19 protein-coding genes are annotated in these 19,361 nt (G+C 38.7%); 3 read left to right on the forward strand and 16 right to left on the reverse strand.

All coding sequences use genetic code 11. The features are described from left to right. Positions 1-41: 41 nt before the first annotated feature. The 5 genes from lpdA to IEU81_RS04250 all read right to left on the reverse strand — a co-directional run bounded on the left by lpdA (position 42) and on the right by IEU81_RS04250 (position 5,668). Entirely contained in the window at positions 42-1,448 is a 1,407-nt protein-coding gene (gene lpdA / locus IEU81_RS04230) for a dihydrolipoyl dehydrogenase (RefSeq protein WP_186090432.1), read from the reverse strand. Between the two features lie 5 nt (positions 1,449-1,453). Continuing rightward, entirely contained in the window at positions 1,454-2,764 is a 1,311-nt protein-coding gene (locus IEU81_RS04235) for a dihydrolipoamide acetyltransferase family protein (protein WP_186090434.1), read from the reverse strand. A 24-nt stretch (positions 2,765-2,788) separates the two neighbouring features. Then, positions 2,789-3,766 carry an alpha-ketoacid dehydrogenase subunit beta gene (locus IEU81_RS04240; protein WP_092595153.1) on the reverse strand — a complete coding sequence of 326 codons (978 nt, stop codon included), beginning with the start codon at positions 3,764-3,766 and terminating at the stop codon, positions 2,789-2,791. Positions 3,767-3,768: 2 nt separating this feature from the next. Next, positions 3,769-4,875, reverse strand: coding sequence for a pyruvate dehydrogenase (acetyl-transferring) E1 component subunit alpha (gene pdhA / locus IEU81_RS04245; protein WP_186090436.1), 1,107 nt, complete (start codon positions 4,873-4,875; stop codon positions 3,769-3,771). Between the two features lie 163 nt (positions 4,876-5,038). After that, a complete protein-coding gene (locus IEU81_RS04250; protein WP_186090437.1) occupies positions 5,039-5,668 on the reverse strand; it encodes a YkyA family protein in 630 nt (209 codons plus the stop codon). Positions 5,669-5,776: 108 nt separating this feature from the next. Between IEU81_RS04250 and def the strand changes: the two genes are divergently transcribed. Next, positions 5,777-6,328 carry a peptide deformylase gene (def, locus tag IEU81_RS04255; protein WP_186090439.1) on the forward strand — a complete coding sequence of 184 codons (552 nt, stop codon included), beginning with the start codon at positions 5,777-5,779 and terminating at the stop codon, positions 6,326-6,328. Between the two features lie 50 nt (positions 6,329-6,378). On the opposite strand, the gene IEU81_RS04260 is transcribed toward def, so the two are convergent. Then, positions 6,379-6,651, reverse strand: coding sequence for a hypothetical protein (locus IEU81_RS04260; RefSeq protein WP_092595145.1), 273 nt, complete (start codon positions 6,649-6,651; stop codon positions 6,379-6,381). A 292-nt stretch (positions 6,652-6,943) separates the two neighbouring features. Between IEU81_RS04260 and IEU81_RS04265 the strand changes: the two genes are divergently transcribed. Together IEU81_RS04265 and rnjA are read left to right on the forward strand one after the other, a co-directional pair. Beyond that, the gene (locus tag IEU81_RS04265; RefSeq protein WP_092595143.1) at positions 6,944-7,162 is read left to right on the forward strand and encodes a DNA-dependent RNA polymerase subunit epsilon; all 219 of its coding nucleotides are present in this window, start codon (positions 6,944-6,946) and stop codon (positions 7,160-7,162) included. Then, positions 7,162-8,847 carry a ribonuclease J1 gene (rnjA, locus tag IEU81_RS04270; RefSeq protein ID WP_186090441.1) on the forward strand — a complete coding sequence of 562 codons (1,686 nt, stop codon included), beginning with the start codon at positions 7,162-7,164 and terminating at the stop codon, positions 8,845-8,847. Before IEU81_RS04265 ends, rnjA begins: the two co-directional genes overlap by 1 nt. A gap of 59 nt (positions 8,848-8,906) precedes the next feature. Here rnjA and IEU81_RS04275 read toward each other — a convergent pair whose 3' ends face one another. The 10 genes from IEU81_RS04275 to IEU81_RS04320 all read right to left on the reverse strand — a co-directional run bounded on the left by IEU81_RS04275 (position 8,907) and on the right by IEU81_RS04320 (position 19,303). Further along, positions 8,907-10,520 carry an ABC transporter permease gene (locus tag IEU81_RS04275; protein WP_186090442.1) on the reverse strand — a complete coding sequence of 538 codons (1,614 nt, stop codon included), beginning with the start codon at positions 10,518-10,520 and terminating at the stop codon, positions 8,907-8,909. An 18-nt stretch (positions 10,521-10,538) separates the two neighbouring features. Beyond that, positions 10,539-11,423 (reverse strand): ABC transporter ATP-binding protein, encoded by an 885-nt coding sequence (locus IEU81_RS04280; RefSeq protein ID WP_186090444.1) that lies wholly within the window; start codon positions 11,421-11,423, stop codon positions 10,539-10,541. Between the two features lie 28 nt (positions 11,424-11,451). Further along, positions 11,452-12,081 (reverse strand): TetR/AcrR family transcriptional regulator, encoded by a 630-nt coding sequence (locus IEU81_RS04285; RefSeq protein ID WP_231957170.1) that lies wholly within the window; start codon positions 12,079-12,081, stop codon positions 11,452-11,454. Positions 12,082-12,192: 111 nt separating this feature from the next. Next, entirely contained in the window at positions 12,193-12,855 is a 663-nt protein-coding gene (locus IEU81_RS04290) for a potassium channel family protein (RefSeq protein ID WP_092595135.1), read from the reverse strand. Positions 12,856-12,879: 24 nt separating this feature from the next. Further along, positions 12,880-13,905 (reverse strand): cytochrome d ubiquinol oxidase subunit II, encoded by a 1,026-nt coding sequence (locus IEU81_RS04295; RefSeq protein WP_092595133.1) that lies wholly within the window; start codon positions 13,903-13,905, stop codon positions 12,880-12,882. Further along, positions 13,902-15,284, reverse strand: a complete 1,383-nt coding sequence (locus IEU81_RS04300) for a cytochrome ubiquinol oxidase subunit I (RefSeq protein WP_186090445.1) — start codon at positions 15,282-15,284, stop codon at positions 13,902-13,904. Before IEU81_RS04300 ends, IEU81_RS04295 begins: the two co-directional genes overlap by 4 nt. Before the next feature lie 111 nt (positions 15,285-15,395). Next, the gene (locus tag IEU81_RS04305; RefSeq protein WP_092595129.1) at positions 15,396-16,697 is read right to left on the reverse strand and encodes an MFS transporter; all 1,302 of its coding nucleotides are present in this window, start codon (positions 16,695-16,697) and stop codon (positions 15,396-15,398) included. 81 nt (positions 16,698-16,778) lie between these two features. After that, positions 16,779-18,503: a phosphoenolpyruvate--protein phosphotransferase gene (gene ptsP / locus IEU81_RS04310; RefSeq protein ID WP_186090447.1), complete on the reverse strand. Its 1,725-nt coding sequence runs from the start codon at positions 18,501-18,503 to the stop codon at positions 16,779-16,781. Next, the gene (locus IEU81_RS04315; protein ID WP_092595125.1) at positions 18,503-18,769 is read right to left on the reverse strand and encodes a phosphocarrier protein HPr; all 267 of its coding nucleotides are present in this window, start codon (positions 18,767-18,769) and stop codon (positions 18,503-18,505) included. Before IEU81_RS04315 ends, ptsP begins: the two co-directional genes overlap by 1 nt. Before the next feature lie 57 nt (positions 18,770-18,826). Continuing rightward, entirely contained in the window at positions 18,827-19,303 is a 477-nt protein-coding gene (locus IEU81_RS04320; protein ID WP_092595123.1) for a hypothetical protein, read from the reverse strand. Between the last annotated feature and the right edge of the window lie 58 nt (positions 19,304-19,361).

The raw sequence follows: 19,361 nt of genomic DNA on the forward strand, positions 1-19,361 counted from the left end.
AAGACCAGAGCAGTACACCCTGGCCTTTAAAGTTTATAAAATTACATTGAGTGAATCGGACGTCCTAAAGCAACTTCTGCTGCTTCCATCGGAATTTCACCTAATGTGGGATGTGCGTGAATTGTTAACGCGATATCTTCAAGAGTCATGCCCGTTTCAACTGCAAGTCCGAGTTCAGAAATAATGTCTGAAGCACCGTTACCTGCTACTTGAGCACCGATTACAAGACCGTCTTCTTTACGCGCCACAACTTTTACAAAACCATCTGTTTTGTTAAGTCCTAATGCACGGCCGTTTGCCTGGAACGGGAATTTACCAGTTGAAACTTCAATGCCTTTATCTTTAGCTTGTTTTTCGTTGTAGCCAACTGTCGCAAGTTCAGGTTCAGTAAAGCATACTGCAGGCATAGCGATGTAATCTACTTCAGATTTTTCACCGGCAATTGCTTCTGCTGCTACTTTACCTTCATAGCTTGCTTTGTGAGCTAGAGGCAGTCCGTCTACGATATCACCGATAGCATAGATATTAGAAATACTTGAACGGGACTGTTTATCTACGTCGATCAGTCCGCGGTCAGTCATCTTGATGCCCAGCTCTTCTAATCCAAGCTCATCAGTATTTGGTTTACGGCCAACTGTAACGAGTACATAGTCCGCTTCGATTTCCTGTGTTTCGCCTTTAGCTTCGTATGTGACTTTAACACCATTTTCTGTTTCTTCAGCAGATTTAGCCATTGCTTTAGTAACTACAGTCGCATTTTTAGCTTTAAGATTTTTCTTAACAAGCTGAGTCATTTGTTTTTCAAATCCGCCTAAAATGTCGTCTGTACCTTCTAAAATAGTCACTTCAGTACCAAAGTTTGCGTATGCAGAACCAAGCTCAGTACCGATGTAGCCTCCGCCGATAACAACAAGTTTTTCAGGCGCTTCTTCAAGTGAAAGTGCACCAGTTGAATCTAAAATGCGGCCGCCGAATTTAAAGCCTGGAATTTCGATTGGACGTGAACCTGTAGCGATGATTGCATTTTTATACTCATAAGTTTGTGACTGCTTATCATCCATTACTTTAAGTTTGCTGTCGTCTACGAAATACGCTTCGCCTTTAACAACGTTAACTTTGTTGCCTTTTAACAGCATGTCTACGCCGCCGACAAGTTTGTTTACTACGCTGTCTTTAAATTCCTGAACTTTAGAGAAGTCTAATTTAACTCCTTCTGTAATAACACCCATGTCTTCAGAATTTTGAGCTTCCTGGTAACGGTGTGCTGATGAAATCATCGCTTTAGACGGGATACACCCGACGTTTAAGCAGACACCGCCGACATTTTCTTTTTCAACTATTGTTACACTTTGACCAAGCTGCGCTGCACGGATTGCAGCGACATAACCGCCGGGTCCTGCACCAATTACAATTGTATCTGTTTCAATAGGAAAATCTCCAACTACCATTTAAACTACCCCTCCATTAATAATAAATCAGGATTATTAAGCAAACGCTTAATGTGATTCAATGCATTTTGAGCTGTTGCGCCGTCAATTTGTCTATGATCATAGCTTAGTGACAGTGCCAGTACACGAGCTGCTACAATTTCGCCATCTCTGACAACAGGCTGTTCTTCAATACGTCCAATTCCTAAAATAGCAACTTCAGGCTGGTTTATAACTGGTGTAAACCATTTACCGCCTGCAGAACCAAGGTTGGAAATTGTTACAGATCCGCCTTTCATTTCATCAGATGAGAGTTTGCCATCTCGCGCTTTACCCGCTAAGTCGTTAATTTCATCCGAAATTTCAAACATAGACAGTTTATCAGCATCTTTAACAACAGGCACAACTAAGCCTTTTTCTGTGTCTGCTGCAATACCTACATTATAATAATGTTTCTGAATGACTTCAAATGTTTCGTTATCAATTGAAGTATTTAATTCCGGATATTTTTTCAATGCTGACACAAGAGCTTTAACAACATAAGGAAGGAATGTCAGTTTGACACCCTGCTCTGCTGCAATTTCTTTAAATTTCTTGCGGTGTGCCCACAATGCATCGACTTCTACTTCATCAATGTGAGATACGTGCGGAGAAGTGTGTTTAGAATTTACCATTGCTTTAGCAATTGCTTTTCTCATTCCGCTCATTTTCTCGCGCGTTTCAAGATCGCCGGCTGCTTGTTTACGAGCTGCAGGCGCTTGTTCTGACTGTTCTTCAGTTGAAGCTGCTTCGCTTGCCGTCTCTGCAGACACTTGTGAATCACTTCCGAAGTTTTCAATATCTTCTTTAAGGATGCGTCCATTTTTCCCCGTTCCGGTTACTTCTTTAATATTCACATCATTTTCACGTGCAAATTTACGGACAGAAGGCATTGCTATAACAATTTTATCACTGTCAGCTGATGCTTCTTTTTGCGCTTCTTTATTTGGAGATTCTTCAGAAGCTTCTTTTTCATCCGCTGGTTTTGCTGCATCGTCTTCCTGTTTTGAATCTGTTTTTTCAGTTGGTTCAGCCGCTTCTTCTGAGGCTGTGTCTTCACTGCCGTCGTCTATTGTTACAATAGTCGTGCCGACCGTCGTGACTTCGCCTTCTTCGACATGAATCTTAGAAATCGTACCATCTACAGGTGATGGAATTTCTACGACTGCTTTATCGTTTTGAATTTCGACTAATACATCATCTTCGCTAATTTTATCGCCTTCGGCTACTAGCCATTTAGCAATTTCCCCTTCGTGAATTCCTTCACCGATGTCCGGGAGCTTAAATTCAAATGCCATAATTATTCCTCCTATTTATAGACTTTAGAAATCTAACACTTCTTTTGCACGTTCAATAATATCATCTTTGTTTGGCAGCCATACACTTTCAGCCTGTGTGAACGGATATACAGTATCAGGTGCAGTCACGCGTTTGATTGGCGCTTCGAGGTGTAGTATCGCACGTTCTGACAGTTCAGATACTACATTCGCTGCAACCCCTGCCTGGCGCTGCGCTTCCTGAATAACTACTGCTCTGTTAGTTTTCTTAACTGATTCGATTAAAGTCTCATAATCTACAGGAGATACTGTGCGGAGATCGATTACTTCAGCGCTGATGTTTTCTTTAGCAAGTTCTTCAGCTGCTTTCATTGATTCCTGCACCATTGCACCATATGCAATCAGTGTTACGTCTGAACCTTCCTGTTTAACACTTGCTTTGCCGATTTCAACTTCATATTCCTCTTCAGGAACGTCTTCACGGAATGAGCGGTATAATTTCATGTGTTCTAAGAAAATAACCGGATCGTTAGAGCGGATTGCTGAGATTAATAATCCTTTAGCATCTGTCGGGTTAGACGGAATAACAACGCGCAGTCCAGGAGTCTGGGCCATCAGCCCTTCTAATGAGTCTGCGTGAAGTTCAGGTGTATTAACGCCGCCGCCGAATGGCGCACGAATAACAATTGGAGTCGATTTGCTGGCACCAGAACGCACTCTGTGACGAGCGATTTGACCGGCAATTCCGTCCATAGCTTCAAATAAGAAACCAAAGAATTGGATTTCAACAATCGGACGGTAGTTTTCTAAAGTTAAGCCTAAACCTAATGACACTATACCGCTCTCTGCAAGCGGTGTATCGAATACACGGTCGACGCCAAATTCTTCCTGCAAGCCTTCTGTCGCACGGAATACCCCGCCGTTAACACCAATATCCTCACCAAATAAGAGGACATTTTCGTCATTTTTCAGTTCTGTAGCCATTGCATTAGTAATTGCTTGTATCATTGTCATTTGTGCCATAATTATTTAGACTCCTTTCCTTTGTAGTACTCGTACTGTTCTTCTAAGTTAGATGGTTTTACATCATACATGAGATCCATCAGCTCAGTAACAGTTTGTTTATCAGTTGCATCAGCTTCTTTAATTGCCGCTTTTACATCTGCTTTAGCCTGTTCGATAATCTCATCTTCTTTATCTTTAGACCATAATTTTTTGCCTTCTAAATACGTACGGAAACGTACGATAGGATCTTTTTTCTCCCAATCGCTGTCTTCGTCTGAAGTTCTGTATCTTGTTGGATCGTCACCGGCCATAGTGTGCGGACCAAAACGGTAGCACAGCGCCTCGATAAGTGTTGGGCCTTCTCCCGCCACTGCACGGTCACGTGCGTCTTTAGTTACTTTATAAACTGCAAGCGGGTCCATACCGTCAACTAAAATTCCAGGAATACCTGCTGCTACAGCTTTTTGAGCTAAAGTTTTAGCTTTACTTTGTAATTCTCTTGGTGTTGAAATCGCGTAGTTATTGTTTTGGATAACGAAAATTGCTGGAGCGTTAAAGGCACCTGCAAAGTTAATACCTTCATAGAAATCCCCTTGTGAAGTACCGCCGTCACCAGTATATGTGATTGCTACATTGTCTTTACCGCGTTTTTTAATACCGAGTGCAGCACCTGCAGTTTGTACATACTGCGCACCGATAATAATTTGCGGGCTGAGCGCATTTACCCCTTCTGGGAACTGATTGCCTTTATAGTGGCCGCGAGAGAATAAGAATGCCTGAGTTAATGGCAGACCATGCCAGATTAACTGAGGAACGTCACGGTAACCGGGCAGAACATAATCCCCTTTAGATAATGCATAGTGACTTGCAATTTGCGATGCTTCCTGTCCTGCAGTTGGAGCATAGAAACCAAGACGGCCTTGACGGTTTAACGCTGTTGAGCGTTCATCAAGTACTCTTGTCCATACCATTCTCGTCATTAATTCTACGAGTTCTTCATCCGATAATTTTGGATCCATGTCTTCGTTGACGATTTCGCCTTTTTCATTCAAGATCTGAAACATTTCAAATTTTGCTTCTATCTCTGAAAGAACATCAACTGGATTCAATTTTTCATTTGCTGCCATGTGTGTTCACAATCCCTTCTAATTTGTTTTCATTATCTTCATCTTATCACACTACTGTTCTAACAGTAAATCAAATACAGGTATAACAGATTGATACAGTTCATGTCTGGCAACGTTTTCAATAATGATACAGTTAAATCTGTTATAGTAACACTTACGATTATTAGTTATTTTCAAATATTTGTTCTATTTCGCCTTTTAACTGGTTAATCTTCTCAGTTTCTGATGCAAAACGTTCTGTTGCTTCACTAATCGGTTCATTATATTCTGCAATTGTATTTAAATGTTCGTCTACAGTATCCTGTGTTATATCTTCTTCACCTAAATATTCAAACAGCGCCTGCTCCGCATTCAATGCTTCTGTATATGTATCAGTCATAGAACCGTGCGCATCGTAGCGTGCGTCCATGGATGTAATCAGCGAGTCAGCCTGTTTCTTATATTCCTCATTCGAAATATTTTCTGCAGCATCTCTGGCACTGTCAAATACTTCGTTCGATGATTCAATCAATGTGCTTTCTTCCTGCAAAAGTTCGAGGCGCTGTTCAGTATTCTCTGTCAGCTCACTGCTTATGTTGTTTATATCTTCAATAGATGCCTCATTCAGCTCTTCCTGCAGCGCAGCCTTTTCCCCTTCCAGCGTATTGTACTGTTCGTTTAATTCACCAAGTCCTTCTTCTTCTGATAAACTCGCAGCAAATTCATCATAAAAATCATTCAGTTCTGATTCAGCATTGCTGCAGCCGCTTAAAAACAGTGCTGAACCTGCGATAAATAATAAAAATTTCTTCACTAGAAATGTACCTCCGTAGTATTTAGGTTTAGTCAGTATTTACAATACCATTTTAACTTAAATGTATTGTATAATAAACCAAGTGTTTGAAACAAAGGAGGTTTTATCGTGCTTACTATGAAAGATATTGTGCGCGACGGTCACCCTATGCTGCGTAAAAAAGTAGATGAAGTGACATCGATTGATGCACAAACAATAGAAGAATTAAAGAGCATGAGAGAATATCTGATTAATTCACAAGATCCTGATCTGAGTGAAAAATATTCTCTCAGACCGGGTGTCGGCCTTGCCGCACCGCAAATCGGTCTCGACAAACGCATGATTGCGATCTATGTTGCTGATGAAGACGGCAAACCGGAATATGACTACATGCTGATTAATCCTAAAGTAAAAAGCCATTCTGTTAATGAAACGTTTTTACCTAACGGCGAAGGCTGCCTGAGTGTTGACGAAGAATACGAAGGCATTGTTCAGCGTAAAAAACGGATCCGCATCAGTGCACAAAACATTAACGGTGAACAGATTGAAATTAAAGCTAAGGGCTTTTTAGCTGTCGTTCTCCAGCACGAACTTGATCATTTAGACGGAGTAATGTTTTACGATCACATCGATAAAAATGCGCCGTTTGATCCAACAGATAATGCTCAGCCGCTGGAATAAGGCGGAGTAAAAAAGACGGTAGCTGATTGCAATCAGCTACCGTCTTTTGATTAAATAAATTCATCTTTTCTGACATTAAAATAAATATTTTCCTTATTCAACTCAGCAGTCAGTGTCTTCATCTCTTCTTCGTTAATAAATACAGGATCTTCTCCGTGGGGCATATACATATCGGTATTCGTATCTTCATTACTTCCGTAATCATCATATAAATAATTCATGATGATCCGCTCATCTCTAATATTGAACTCGATTCCCTTAAACATTTTGTCTGTACGCAGCTTTTCATTTTGGATTCTCGACATTATCTGTTCTGTATTCAAAGTTTCCCCTCCCTCTTCCTATTATAAAGTCTTTGCAAGTACTGAGTCTATATTGTAAAATGAGAATAAGTATATAAGGGCGTGATAGTATGCTAAGAAGGTTACGTGAGAAACTTAAGAAAAAGTTGAAAAGCATCCTCGGCAGAAATGGTTTATTGCGCAATGAATATATGAAGGGCAAATAGGCCTTCGAATAATGTGCTTAAAATTTTTTAGGCACATATTTTTATTTTTTGCATTTATATATATTTATATTTAAAAAGATAATTAATTAATAAAGGAGTCATAAATTATGGCAGTATTTAAAGTGTTTTTCCAACAAGACATGGACACACGTATCATTAGAGAAGATACGCAGATTTGTTATGTAGAAGCAGAAACAGAAGAAGAAGTAAGAAAATATTTAAAGAGCAACAAGACAAACATCGAATTTATCCAGGCACTTAGTCCCGCGCATCTGGAATATGAACAACGTACTAACGAAGACTTTAAAGTTGAGACTATCGCGTAATGACGCTCGAATCAAATGAAGTAGGTGTATTCGCTCTTGGGGGACTGGGAGAAATCGGGAAAAACACTTACTGTATCGAGTATAAAGATGAGATTATTATTATCGATGCAGGGGTCAAGTTTCCGACAGATGCCGAACTTGGCGTTGATTATGTAATTCCTGACTACACATACTTAAAAGAAAACGAAGACAAAATCAGTGCACTGATTATTACGCACGGACACGAGGATCATATCGGAGGGATTCCTTTCTTATTAAGACAAATCTCCGTACCAATATATTCCGGCCCGCTTGCTTTAGGTTTAATTCGCAATAAACTGGAAGAACATCATCTGCTCAGCCAGACAAAGTTAATTCCAATCGATGAAGACAGTGTTTTAAAATTCAAGCACATGGATATCGAGTTTTACTTGACGACTCACTCTATTCCAGAAGCATACGGGGTTATCGTCCGTACACCTGAAGGCAATATTGTTCACACAGGTGATTTCAAATTTGACTTCACACCTGTTGGGGAACCAGCCAACATTGCTAAAATGGCAAAACTGGGTGAAGAAGGTGTCCTAGCGCTTTTATCCGACTCTACAAATGCCACTGTCCCTAATTTTACAATTAGTGAAAAAGAAGTCGGTCAAAATGTTGAAGATATATTCCGCAAATGTACAGGCCGTATTATTTTCGCCACTTTTGCGTCTAATATTTACCGTGTGCAGCAGGCAATAGAAGCTGCTGTAAAATTCGACCGTAAGATCTGTGTCTTTGGACGCAGTATGGAGAACAATATTAAAATCGGTCAGGAACTCGGTTATATCACAGCTCCGCCTGAGACATTTATCGAGCCTAAAATGATTAATAAAATAGAAAAGCATAAAGTTATGATTTTATGTACCGGATCTCAAGGTGAACCGATGGCTGCTCTTTCACGTATTGCCAACGGTACTCATAGACAGATCAGTATTATCACTGATGACACTGTAGTGTTCAGTTCTTCACCAATCCCTGGAAATACACTCAGTGTAAACAGAATTATAAATGCGCTGTACAAAGCTGGGGCAGATGTCATTCATGGTAAACTGTCTAATATCCATACGTCAGGTCACGGTTCTCAGGAAGAACAAAAACTGATGCTTCGCCTGATGCAGCCTAAGTACTTCATGCCGATTCACGGTGAGTACAGAATGCTCGATCTTCATAAGAAATTGGCAATTTCAACTGGTGTAAAAGAAGATAACATTTTCGTCTTTGAAATCGGTGATGTACTTGCCCTGACTAGAGACAGTGCACGTTTCTCACACCGCGTCACAGCGGGTACGATATTCGTTGACGGCAACGGTATCGGAGATATCGGCAACATCGTCTTAAGAGACCGTAAATCTCTATCAGAAGAAGGACTGGCGATTGTCGTCTTGACAATTGACTTTAAAACGGGTGAACTATTAAGCGGACCTGATATTATCTCACGCGGCTTTGTTTATATGAGAGAATCATATGGATTAATTCGCAGTGCTGAGAAGAAAATCAGAGACGAAGTCAGAACATTGCTCGAATCTAAAGAAAATGTTGAATGGTACAATGTTAAGCAGCTGATTATTGAAGAATTAAGCGGCTTCCTGTACAACAAAACAAAACGCCGTCCGATGATTCTTCCTATCATTATGAGAGTCAACGATGAAAAATCAAAATAATAGTAACAATAAAACCGCTGGAAATTTAATTCCAGCGGTTTTATTAATAACTTTTAATTTTAAGAACCTTCTTTAAAATCTCTTTGTTTGTATATGAAGAAACCTAAAATTATTAATATAAAGCTGATGACAATAATCGTGAAAAACACCAAAGGATTAAAATCTTCCGTTGGCATTTCAGGGAGCCAGCTCTGGATTGCTATTTTAAATATCCAGTCAGGCATATCTAAAATATTTCCAAAATAATTTATCAGAAAAGAAATAATCAAATAAATATATACAAATTTCCCCATCTTTGGAATTGCACCCAGTATTAATCCAGATAACCCTGTATAAAATAATACTGCTGGTAAAAAATTGAAACCGGCAATCAAAAATTCAAAAAATTTCATATCAGACTTCCCTTCCATTACTGCAACTGCGGTAAGGCCAAGGCTGCCGGCAGCTATAAATATACCCAGCATGCCAGTTAAAACAGCTAAGAAAATATTACTCCAATAAAGCTTTGCCCTCGTTACTGTCGTTACATAAAATTGACTCAAATGAGAACGTCTTTCCTCTTTGAACAACTTATTAATAATAGCAATAGGTAAAATCCCTACCATAGTTATTAGAACCATCATTATAGTTGCTGTAAAGGATTCTTCTATTGTAAAACCTGATGCAGAAAACATACCTTGAAGTAAGTCGTTACTTTCAATAAAACTTTCCATACTGCCATATATAGATCCATAAGCTGCTCCCATTACTGCAAAACTTATCATCCAGGCAAGAATTACACCACGATTCAATCTGAAAAACAAACCTTTTACAGATAGCAATGATTTCCGCGCCCTTGCTCTGCCTTCTTTTTCAGGAAGATAACCTGCACCTAAATCACGATGTTCTTCAAGAATAAAAGAAGTAATCATCATTATTATTGAAAACAGCAGCGCAAAAATAATAGGCTGCCAATTATTATCAGTAAACGGATACGTTAAATATGTCCAGCCGACGGGATTCCACATTGATAATGATTCATTATTTATGTCAGTTCCAGCTCTGATAATATACATTAAACCAACGAAACCGAGCGATGAGCCTGTAGCTGAAGCAGAATTTGGCATAAGCTGACTCATTAATAACCCAATTGATCCGCCAAGAATACCTGCGGTACCAACAGAGCTTCCAAACAAAATAGATCCCGCTACAGTCATTGACTCTGCACCATAACTAACCATTATTCCACTGATTAAAAGGGCAAGTAGTATATTTATTAAAATAACTTCTAAAATTGTCGCCAATGCGTTTGCCTGACGTCCAACTTGAAATGAACGAACGATTTCAATAAGTCCTTTATCTTCTTCCTTTCTAGTATGACTGACAGTGTGAAGGATAGAAACTATTATAGAGAGTAAGCCGCAGAACAACAGCATCTCATGAGCATACATCGCTCCAAGTGTATAATCTTCGGCGTTATCTACTGATGTTTGACCAACCATTGATATCATTGCAGGATTTTTAAGGGTTTCAAACATTCCCGTTAATCCCTGACCTTTTGAAATCTCTTGAAATGCAGGAACAAAAGCAGAAGAGAAGAGACCAATACCAAGCACCCATATAATAATCTGTTTCCAATCCCGCTTAAAATATTGCACAAACAATAAGTGCCATCCTGAAAATTTTTCTTTCATTTTTAGATCTCCTTTCTTTTATTTATGTATATAATGCTTCATAAATAAATCTTCTAGTGCCGGCGGTGATGATTCAAATTTTGTTACACCAATTCGACCTGCTTTCAGTAAAACACTGTTTAGATGATGATGGTCCACATCAAATTTCACACTGTGCTTTGTTTGATAGAAATTATATACACCAGCTAAGTCAGCAATTTCAGAAGCATCATTTTCTGTCTCCAATATAATATGAGAGCGAGTTAAGTGCCGCAGCTCATCAAGAGTTCCTGATTCTACAATTTGACCCTGGCGTATAATCACTATCCTGTCAGCGAGGCGCTCTACTTCACTAAGAATATGTGAAGATAGTAAAATAGCTTTACCCGCTTCTTTAAGCGCTTTGATTTCTTCCTGAAATACAACTTCCATTAATGGATCAAGACCTGATGTGGGTTCATCAAAAATATAAAAATCCGAATCAACAGATAAAGCAGCAATCAATCCAACTTTTTGTCGGTTCCCTTTGGAATATGATTTAGCTTTCTTTTTAGGGTCAAACTCAAAACGTTTAATTAAATCGTCTTTTTTAGATTGGCTTCCGCCGCCGTGAAGTTTTATAAATAAATCAATAATTTCTCCGCCTGTCAGACCGCTCCATAAGTTTACATCACCAGGAACATAAGATATACGCTTATGAATATCAATACTATCCGACCAAACATCTTTACCGAATATTTCAGCATTGCCTTTATCTCTTTTAATAATCCCCAATAAAATACGTATTAAAGTTGACTTACCAGCACCATTAGGTCCTATAAAACCAATAACCTCTCCAGAATTCGCGGTAAACGACACATCTTTCAATGCTTCAAATTTTCCAAATGTCTTTTTAATACCTTCCACTTTCAATATTTCTGACATTATTATCGCCTCCAATTAATTTCCTGTGTTATTTATAAAAAGTCTGTTTTAATATCTCCGCATACTTATTCCACTCTTTAATATAATATTGTCCAAAATCTTCACTATTTTTAAAACTGTCAATTTCTGCAATCGACTTCTCTCCAAATCCAAACATCGTCCAATTTAATATTTCTATCGCTTTGTCAACGTCAATATTATCTTTAAAATTAGAATAATCGATGTTTTTATATATCTTTTTCAGCCCTTTATTGTATATTTCATTAACACTTTCATTTATTTCATTTTTGATTTCCGGATTATCTTCTTGTATACACGACTTTAAAAAGTCAAATACAAGAGGAAAATCAAGCTGGACCTTTAATTTCTCTTGGCCAACATTTTCAATTCTTTTGAAAAGATCATGTTCTGTTAAATCTACTTTTTTATAAAAACTTTCCATTATTTGAATACTCCAGCTGATTAAATACAAATACAAGTCTTTCTTGCTTCTAAAATAATTGAACAATGATCCTTTAGAAATATTTGCATTTAATACAATTTCATTCGTTGATGCATCATCAAAACCATTTCTGACAAATTCCTCGATAGCTGAATTAATAATGACCTGCTGTTTTTGCTTTGTTAAATTTTTAAATTTTGTATATATAATAAACACACCCTTTATTAAATAATGACCAGTTCAGTCAATATAACACCATTGACCAGACTAGTCAATTTATCAATAAAAAAACACCGTCAGAAAAATCTGACGATGTTTAAAATATTACTATAACTTATCCATGTAATTTTCAAAATGATTCAGCTGTTCATCGCTGCCAATTAAAATTAAAATATCTCCGGATAATATACTAATATTTGGATCAGGGCTCACGATTAAATCGTTATCCCGTTTAATCGCAATAATACTGATACCAAATTTTTTGCGCATATTTAAATCATTAATCCGTTTATTCTCAAATTTTGCACTTGACGTGAATTCTATAATTGAGTGATGATTTGATACTTCCAAGTACTCTACAACTGATGACGATACTAATCTGTGTGCAATTCTACGTCCCATATCCCTTTCAGGGTGGACGACTGTATCGGCACCGATTTTTTCAAGCACTCTGCCGTGATAAGAATTCTGAGCTTTGGTCGTTACTTTTTTTACACCCAGGTCTTTTAAAATTAATGTCGTTAAAATACTCGATTGTATATTGTCACCAATCGCTACAATCACATTGTCATAATTTTTTATACCCAGACTTTTCAGCATAGCCTCATCAGTAGAGTCCCCTATGACACCTTCTGAATAATAGTCCTGATACTCGTTGACACGGGCTTCATCCGTATCGATAACGAGTACATCTACATCCATTTCACTTAACTCCATAACGATGCTGCCGCCAAATCGGCCTAATCCAATTACTGCGATTTCTTTTTTCATAGTCTCAACCTATTCTGTATGTTACTAAGATTTTTTATTCCCTTTAACATAGTCCTTATCAAACAAGAACAATCTCGCAAGCAGGATTAATGATGGAATTAATAATAGTAAACCTAATACAAAGACTGCTGTCAATGCAAATGCCATATTTTCATTGACGACAGAGTCATTAATATTAATATACGGGTAAAGAATGTACGGTAGTTTACTGATACCGTAACCGTAAAATGCAAAACCGTACTGCAGCATAATCATAATAAAAGCTGTACCGTAGTTGCGGCGTTTCCATATTAAGAATACTGCAACAAGCATGGCCAGCAGGCTTAAACCGAATAAGTACCAGTAATTCTGCGCACTGACAAAGTGTTCGTAGTTATGTGATCTCAGTCCTAAAAATGTGAACTGAGTAATTACGAGCGTTGGCAATGTCCAGATTAAAAACCATGTTCTGGTTAAGTCACTGGCTCTTTTATCTTCAGCTTTTGATGCATAATATGTCAAGAAACCGCTCGATATATAGAGCACTGAAATAATTGCCAGAAATACGACTGACCAGCCATAGGTGCTTAATATCAAGTCTGTGAAATTCAAGTCGATGCCCGTTGCAGTTTCTTCAATATATCCGCCTTCTGAAATAACGAGAGCGACTGAAAGTGATGCCGGAATTAATAGTCCTGTAATACCATATAATGCCGACCATGATAGTTTGCTTTCTTTATTATTTGAGTTAAATGCATAATATGAACCGCGTATCGACATCAGTATCAAAGCAAGTGATCCAGGAATTAAGAGTGTCGTGCCTAAATAATAAGCAGTATCCGGATAAAATCCCACAATGCCGACAAAGAAGAAAACAAAAAATACATTTGTCGTCTCCCATACCGGACTCAAATAACGGGCAATTATTGGACTGATGATATTATCATCGCCTGTAAGTTTTGAGTAGAAGTTGAAGAATCCTGCTCCAAAGTCAATCGAAGCAATAATGACGTAGAGGTATAAAAATGTCCACAGAACCGTTATACCGATTATTTCATAATCAAGGCTCATGATAAACGACCTCCTTCGCCTTTATATACATTGCCGGATTCACCGTACCACTTCAGCTGGTCCGCTTCAGCAGATTGGCCTTTAAACATCCTTAACAGAACGTATATACAAGTGATGCCGAGAACTGTATATAACACTGCAAATGCAATCAGCGTTATACCGAGGCCATCTGCCTGAGTGACCGCTTCTGATACTCTCATATAACCTCTGATGATCCAAGGCTGCCGGCCCATTTCAGCCAGGAACCAGCCTGCTTCTATCGCCAGGAAACTGAGCGGTCCTGCGAGAGCGTACAGATATAAAAGTCCCGGATGATGCTCGTTCAGTTTCGTCCAGCGCTTCGTAAACTTAACGATAAAGTAAACTGCTGCGACACCGAGGCCGTACATGCCAAAGAATACCATCAAATCAAAGAAATAGTGGATGATCAGAGGCGGCCGTTCATCTTCAGGTATATCATTTAGACCTGTCACTTCTGTATCAAATGAATTATCTGCCAGGAAACTAAGCGCCCATGGGATTCTCAGTTCATATTTAACTTCCTGTGTTTCCTCATCGAGTATACCGAAAAGTACTAGATCGGCTCTCTCTTCAGTTTCAAAGTGCCATTCGAAAGCCGCCAGCTTTTCCGGCTGATTTTCGTGAAGAAACTTAGCTGAAAAGTCACCTGCAAGGATTGTCAAAGCAGCCATTATTACACCGATTGACATCATTACTTTTAAACCTTTTTTGTGATACGACTTATCTTGCTGATGTGTCGATCTAAGGAGTTTGACAGCACTGATCGTTCCCATAAGAAAGGCAATGGTCATATAGGCTGTAACGACGACGTGAAATACCCGCACCCATGAAGATGGGTTAAACATTGCTGCCAAAGGATCAATGTTTAGCAATTCCCCGCCTTCAAAATCAAATCCTGCCGGCGTATTCATAAACGAGTTCACTGTCGTTATAAATACAGCTGACAACGTAGAACCGACAACAATTGGTATGTTTAACAGCCAGTGATACCACCGATTTTTAAAACGGTCCCACGTATATAAATATATTCCTAAGAAAATCGCTTCAAAGAAAAATGCAAAAGTTTCCATAAATAACGGCAAGGCAATAATCTGTCCGCCGAGTCTCATAAAGTCAGGCCAGATTAATGACAGCTGCAAACCGATAATGGTACCGGTCACTACACCCACTGCAACTGTTACTGTATAACCTTTTGCAATACGGCGTGCCATAGTTAAATAGTGTGCATCGTTTTTCCTCAACCCTAAAAATTCAAGAACCATAAATACAATTGGAACACCGACGCCGATTGTGGCAAATATGATATGAAACCCTAAAGTCATACCAGTCAGTACTCTGCCTATTAATACTTCATCCATCTAAACTCACCCCATATTCATACAACCATTATAACTGTTTTAGTCCAGTCTATTAAATAAGAAGGTATATAATTTAGTGACATATTTGTGAATAATTTAACAAACAAATTTTTAAGCTTGCGGATTAGTGTCACTTATATTGACTTTGCTGTGGAAGTACAAGCCGATAATTACCATCAGTAAAAGACTCGTTATAGCAATACGTGACGCGACTGTACCTAAGTCACTCAAGACGAGTGTAATTGTTCCGTAAATAAAAGGTCCTGCTATAGCACTCATTTTGGCACTGAAAGCAAACAGACCAAAGAATTGTCCTTCTTTTCCAACCGGTGATAATTCAATAATAATCGTCCGGGAGACTACCCAGACAGAACCCATCGCTATTCCAAATAAGCTTGCTGCTATCCAGAATGTCCACATCGGCAGCGGAATTGCAGCGATAGTAATCGCAACCGCGAGCAAGAGTCCGATTATACTGAATGTCGGTTTTGAACCGTACTTTTGATTGATAAAACCAAATACAAGCGCACCGACAATACTAAACAGTGTCGCAACCATAAATACAATTAGAAAAACACCCGACTCAAAACCTACAACCGTCGTTGCATAGGGCTGCATCATAGCAATTGCTGTTGCCAAAGCATCATTAACGAAGAAATACGCAATCATAAAAAAGAAGATAGAAGGATATTTTCTCGCTTCTTTAAAAGTATGGTAAATATCTTTATAACCTTTTAAGAAATTTTGCTTAGGTTTAACTTTTTGAGCCGGGTCCTTATTAATTAAAAATAATGGCAGGGCAAAAATCAGGAATAGTATTCCGCTCAGCCAGAATGCATTATGAATACCGCTGTCACCGACGATTAAGAGAACTGAAAAGATACCAAACAAAGTCCCTAAGTAACCGAGCGATACTCCGAACCCTGAAATTAACGGCACTTCTTTTTTATTACCGAGTGACGACAGCATACCGTCGTAAAAAACGTTGCCTGAGCCATATGTGAATTTAGCAAATACGAAAAGCATAATCGTTAAAAACAGACCGTTTGGAATACCAAGTATAGTCCCTGTATTCATACCGCCAAAAAGACCCATTAATATCGAGGCAGCAACTGTAAGAAGTGTAAAAATAATTATATACTTTTTACGTTTCCCCGATCTGTCCATAAGCACTCCGAATAATGGTGAAAATAATATAAGCAGCAAAGCACTGCCTGCATTGGCATATGCGATAACTGTAGATGATATTTGTTCCAGCCGTTCATCAGTGCCGATTATTTCTGTTATGTATTGCGGGAAAAACAAAGTAACAATGTTTGCGGAGAATATTGTGTTGGCAAAATCAAAGAATGCCCATGCGAGTATCGGCAGTGATAAAAATAAAACTGCAGGTTTACGGCTTTCTTGCTTCATGTATATACTTCCCTTCATCATTTAGTAAAAAAGACATGCAGAAAACTTCTGCATGTCCAGTGTACTATACAATATTTAAGATTAAGTTAAGTTTAAGTGTTCCTCGATTAAATAAAGTACATCTTCCGCACTGTCACAAGACAATACTTCTTCACTCAGATGTTCCATATCCGTTTTTTTAATTCCGGAAACATACTCCCGGATTGACAGCAGGCTTTTCGGACTAACTGAGAGTTCATCAATCCCGAAACCGATGAGCAGTGCAATCGACTTAAAGTCGCACGCCATTTCACCACAGACACCGACCCATTTATTATTGCTTCGGCCGCTGTCTATTACTTTTTTAATTAAACCAAGCACGCTTGGATGATACGGCTGATATAAATCACTGACTTGATCGTTCAGACGGTCAGCTGCCATCGTGTACTGAATTAAATCATTTGTACCGATAGAGAAAAAGTCCACATGTTTCGCCAGCTGATCACTGATCATCGCTGCTGAAGGTGTTTCGACCATTATACCTACAGCAATATCACTCAATTCTAGATCATTTTCAGCTTCGAATTGTTGTTTTTCTTCAATTAGCAATGCTTTTGCTCTGTTAAACTCATCGATTGTTGTTACCATCGGGAACATTACTTTTAAATTGCCGTGTTCACTGGCACGAACCAGTGCACGCAGCTGCGTTCTAAAAATTTCTTCATTTTTTAAAAGAAATCGAATCGACCGCTCCCCTAAAAATGGATTACTTTCTTTAGGTAAATTTAAATAAGACAGTTCCTTATCTCCGCCAATATCAAGCGTGCGTATAATCACAGGTTTGTCAGCCGTTTCTGACAGAACTGTTTTATACGCTTCGAACTGCTCTTCTTCTGAAGGCAAGTTCATTCTATTCATATAAAGAAATTCAGTACGATAAAGTCCAACACCTTCGGCATCATTATCCGTCACATCATTAATATCTTCAGGTCCTTTAATATTAGCAAATAAGCGGATATTAATACCATCAAGAGTTTTTGACTCCTTACCGATATAATCTTTTAATTTTTCTTCCCGCTCTTCCTGGGCCTTTTGTTTCTCACTGTAAGCAGCCATTTCTACTTCAGTCGGTTCCAGAATGACATCACCGCTGTAACCGTCAATAATGACATTATCTCCGTGTCTGACTTTAGAGATAATATTAGAGATTCCGGATACTGCAGGTATATTTAAACTGCGGGCAATAATTGCCGAGTGGCTCGTCGTCCCGCCGTTAGCGGTAATAATACCTTTAACATACTTACTGTCCAACTGCGCTGAAGCTGATGGTGTCAACTCATCGGCTACAACTACTACAGGCTGATCCACCTCAGTTAAATCTGTCAATGCCACACCTTGTATGTTTGCTATTAAACGCATACAGATGTCTTTAACATCAAGTGCGCGGGCTTTCATATACTCTGAGTCGAGAGATTCAAACTTGGTTATATATGATTTCCCCGCCTCTTGTATTGCTTTTTGCGCATTATACAGATTATTAATGTTGTTAATGATCTGCTCATTAAAACCAGGATCGTCCAGCATCATAATATGCGCATCAAATATAGCTGCACTGTCTTCGTCGAGATGTGATCCCACATTTTCTCTCAGTTGACGAAGCTGGATATGAGCGTGCTGAATACTTTCTTTGTATGCTGATATTTCTTTATCAACCTGAGCTTTGTCGATTGTCGTTTCCGATACTTCAATTTCTGCTCTTGTGGAAATAAATATGCTTCCAAAGCCGATTCCTTCACTCAATTTTAAACCTGTAATAATTTCCGGCATTAGTCAGTCAGTCCTTCGCTAGATAAAGTTTCAGAAATTGCTTCAATTGCTTCTGCATCATCTTTGCCGTCTGCATAAATAGTAACTTCTGCGCCTTTTCCTACGCCTAGTGACATTACTCCCATTATTGATTTTAAGTTTACTTTTTTACTGTTGTATTCGAGTTCAATATCCGATTCGAATTTTGTTGCCGTCTGCACTAAGATTGTAGCCGGGCGTGCATGAATCCCGGTTTCGTCGATAATTAGAAATGACTTTGTTTCCATTATGTTTGCTCCTTTAAGTGTGAATTTCTCAATGATTACACTTATTTTACACCACTTTTATGATTCCTGCATTGAACTGTCTATATTTTTTGAATTTAAATAAGAAACGCACTTGTCGATATGATCATTGCCGAGCTTTTTCATCAGGAAGTAACTGATCATTGCTGTTGAACCTTGTGTAACTAGAGGAACGACTCCGAAACGTCCGCCTGATTTACGCTGCTTTTTACTTATCTTATTTACTGCGTAGCCAATCGTTTTACGGGCGACGAACTCTCCTCCGACACTCGATATCATTACAGCTGCTCTCGTTTTCATATCATCGCTGTATTTCGCCACATCATCATGAGTAATCCCGAATATTTCTTCTATCTCGCCGGTAATCTCATTGAGCAGCTTCATATCTGTCCCGACATCAAGCAGCGGTATAGGCAGTGCTGCCGCTAATGCGGAATATGTCGCTTTAGATTTTACATGTTCGCGTGCTTCTTTTGCACGTTCTTCAATTTCTATATTTGTTAATGGTTCAGCCATAGTTAATATCTCCTTCAAATTTCAAGTTTATATTATATGCTATACCCGTTTTTTATTT

The organism is Jeotgalicoccus aerolatus (assembly GCF_014635205.1).
GTDB classification, from domain to species: domain Bacteria; phylum Bacillota; class Bacilli; order Staphylococcales; family Salinicoccaceae; genus Jeotgalicoccus; species Jeotgalicoccus aerolatus.

Bases quoted from the DNA above. Each gene is read 5' to 3' on its own strand.
- IEU81_RS04280 (WP_186090444.1), bottom strand. From the start codon at position 11,423: ATGTCAGAAATATTGAAAGTGGAAGGTATTAAAAAGACATTTGGAAAA.
- IEU81_RS04320 (WP_092595123.1), bottom strand. From the start codon at position 19,303: ATGGCTGAACCATTAACAAATATAGAAATTGAAGAACGTGCAAAAGAA.
- pdhA (WP_186090436.1), bottom strand. From the start codon at position 4,875: ATGGCAGCAAATGAAAAATTGAATCCAGTTGATGTTCTTTCAGAGATA.
- IEU81_RS04295 (WP_092595133.1), bottom strand. From the start codon at position 13,905: ATGAGCCTTGATTATGAAATAATCGGTATAACGGTTCTGTGGACATTT.
- rnjA (WP_186090441.1), top strand. From the start codon at position 7,162: ATGACGCTCGAATCAAATGAAGTAGGTGTATTCGCTCTTGGGGGACTG.
- lpdA (WP_186090432.1), bottom strand. From the start codon at position 1,448: ATGGTAGTTGGAGATTTTCCTATTGAAACAGATACAATTGTAATTGGT.
- IEU81_RS04265 (WP_092595143.1), top strand. From the start codon at position 6,944: ATGGCAGTATTTAAAGTGTTTTTCCAACAAGACATGGACACACGTATC.
- IEU81_RS04290 (WP_092595135.1), bottom strand. From the start codon at position 12,855: ATGAAAAAAGAAATCGCAGTAATTGGATTAGGCCGATTTGGCGGCAGC.
- IEU81_RS04240 (WP_092595153.1), bottom strand. From the start codon at position 3,766: ATGGCACAAATGACAATGATACAAGCAATTACTAATGCAATGGCTACA.
- ptsP (WP_186090447.1), bottom strand. From the start codon at position 18,503: ATGCCGGAAATTATTACAGGTTTAAAATTGAGTGAAGGAATCGGCTTT.
- IEU81_RS04315 (WP_092595125.1), bottom strand. From the start codon at position 18,769: ATGGAAACAAAGTCATTTCTAATTATCGACGAAACCGGGATTCATGCA.
- IEU81_RS04275 (WP_186090442.1), bottom strand. From the start codon at position 10,520: ATGAAAGAAAAATTTTCAGGATGGCACTTATTGTTTGTGCAATATTTT.
- IEU81_RS04305 (WP_092595129.1), bottom strand. From the start codon at position 16,697: ATGAAGCAAGAAAGCCGTAAACCTGCAGTTTTATTTTTATCACTGCCG.
- IEU81_RS04300 (WP_186090445.1), bottom strand. From the start codon at position 15,284: ATGGATGAAGTATTAATAGGCAGAGTACTGACTGGTATGACTTTAGGG.
- IEU81_RS04235 (WP_186090434.1), bottom strand. From the start codon at position 2,764: ATGGCATTTGAATTTAAGCTCCCGGACATCGGTGAAGGAATTCACGAA.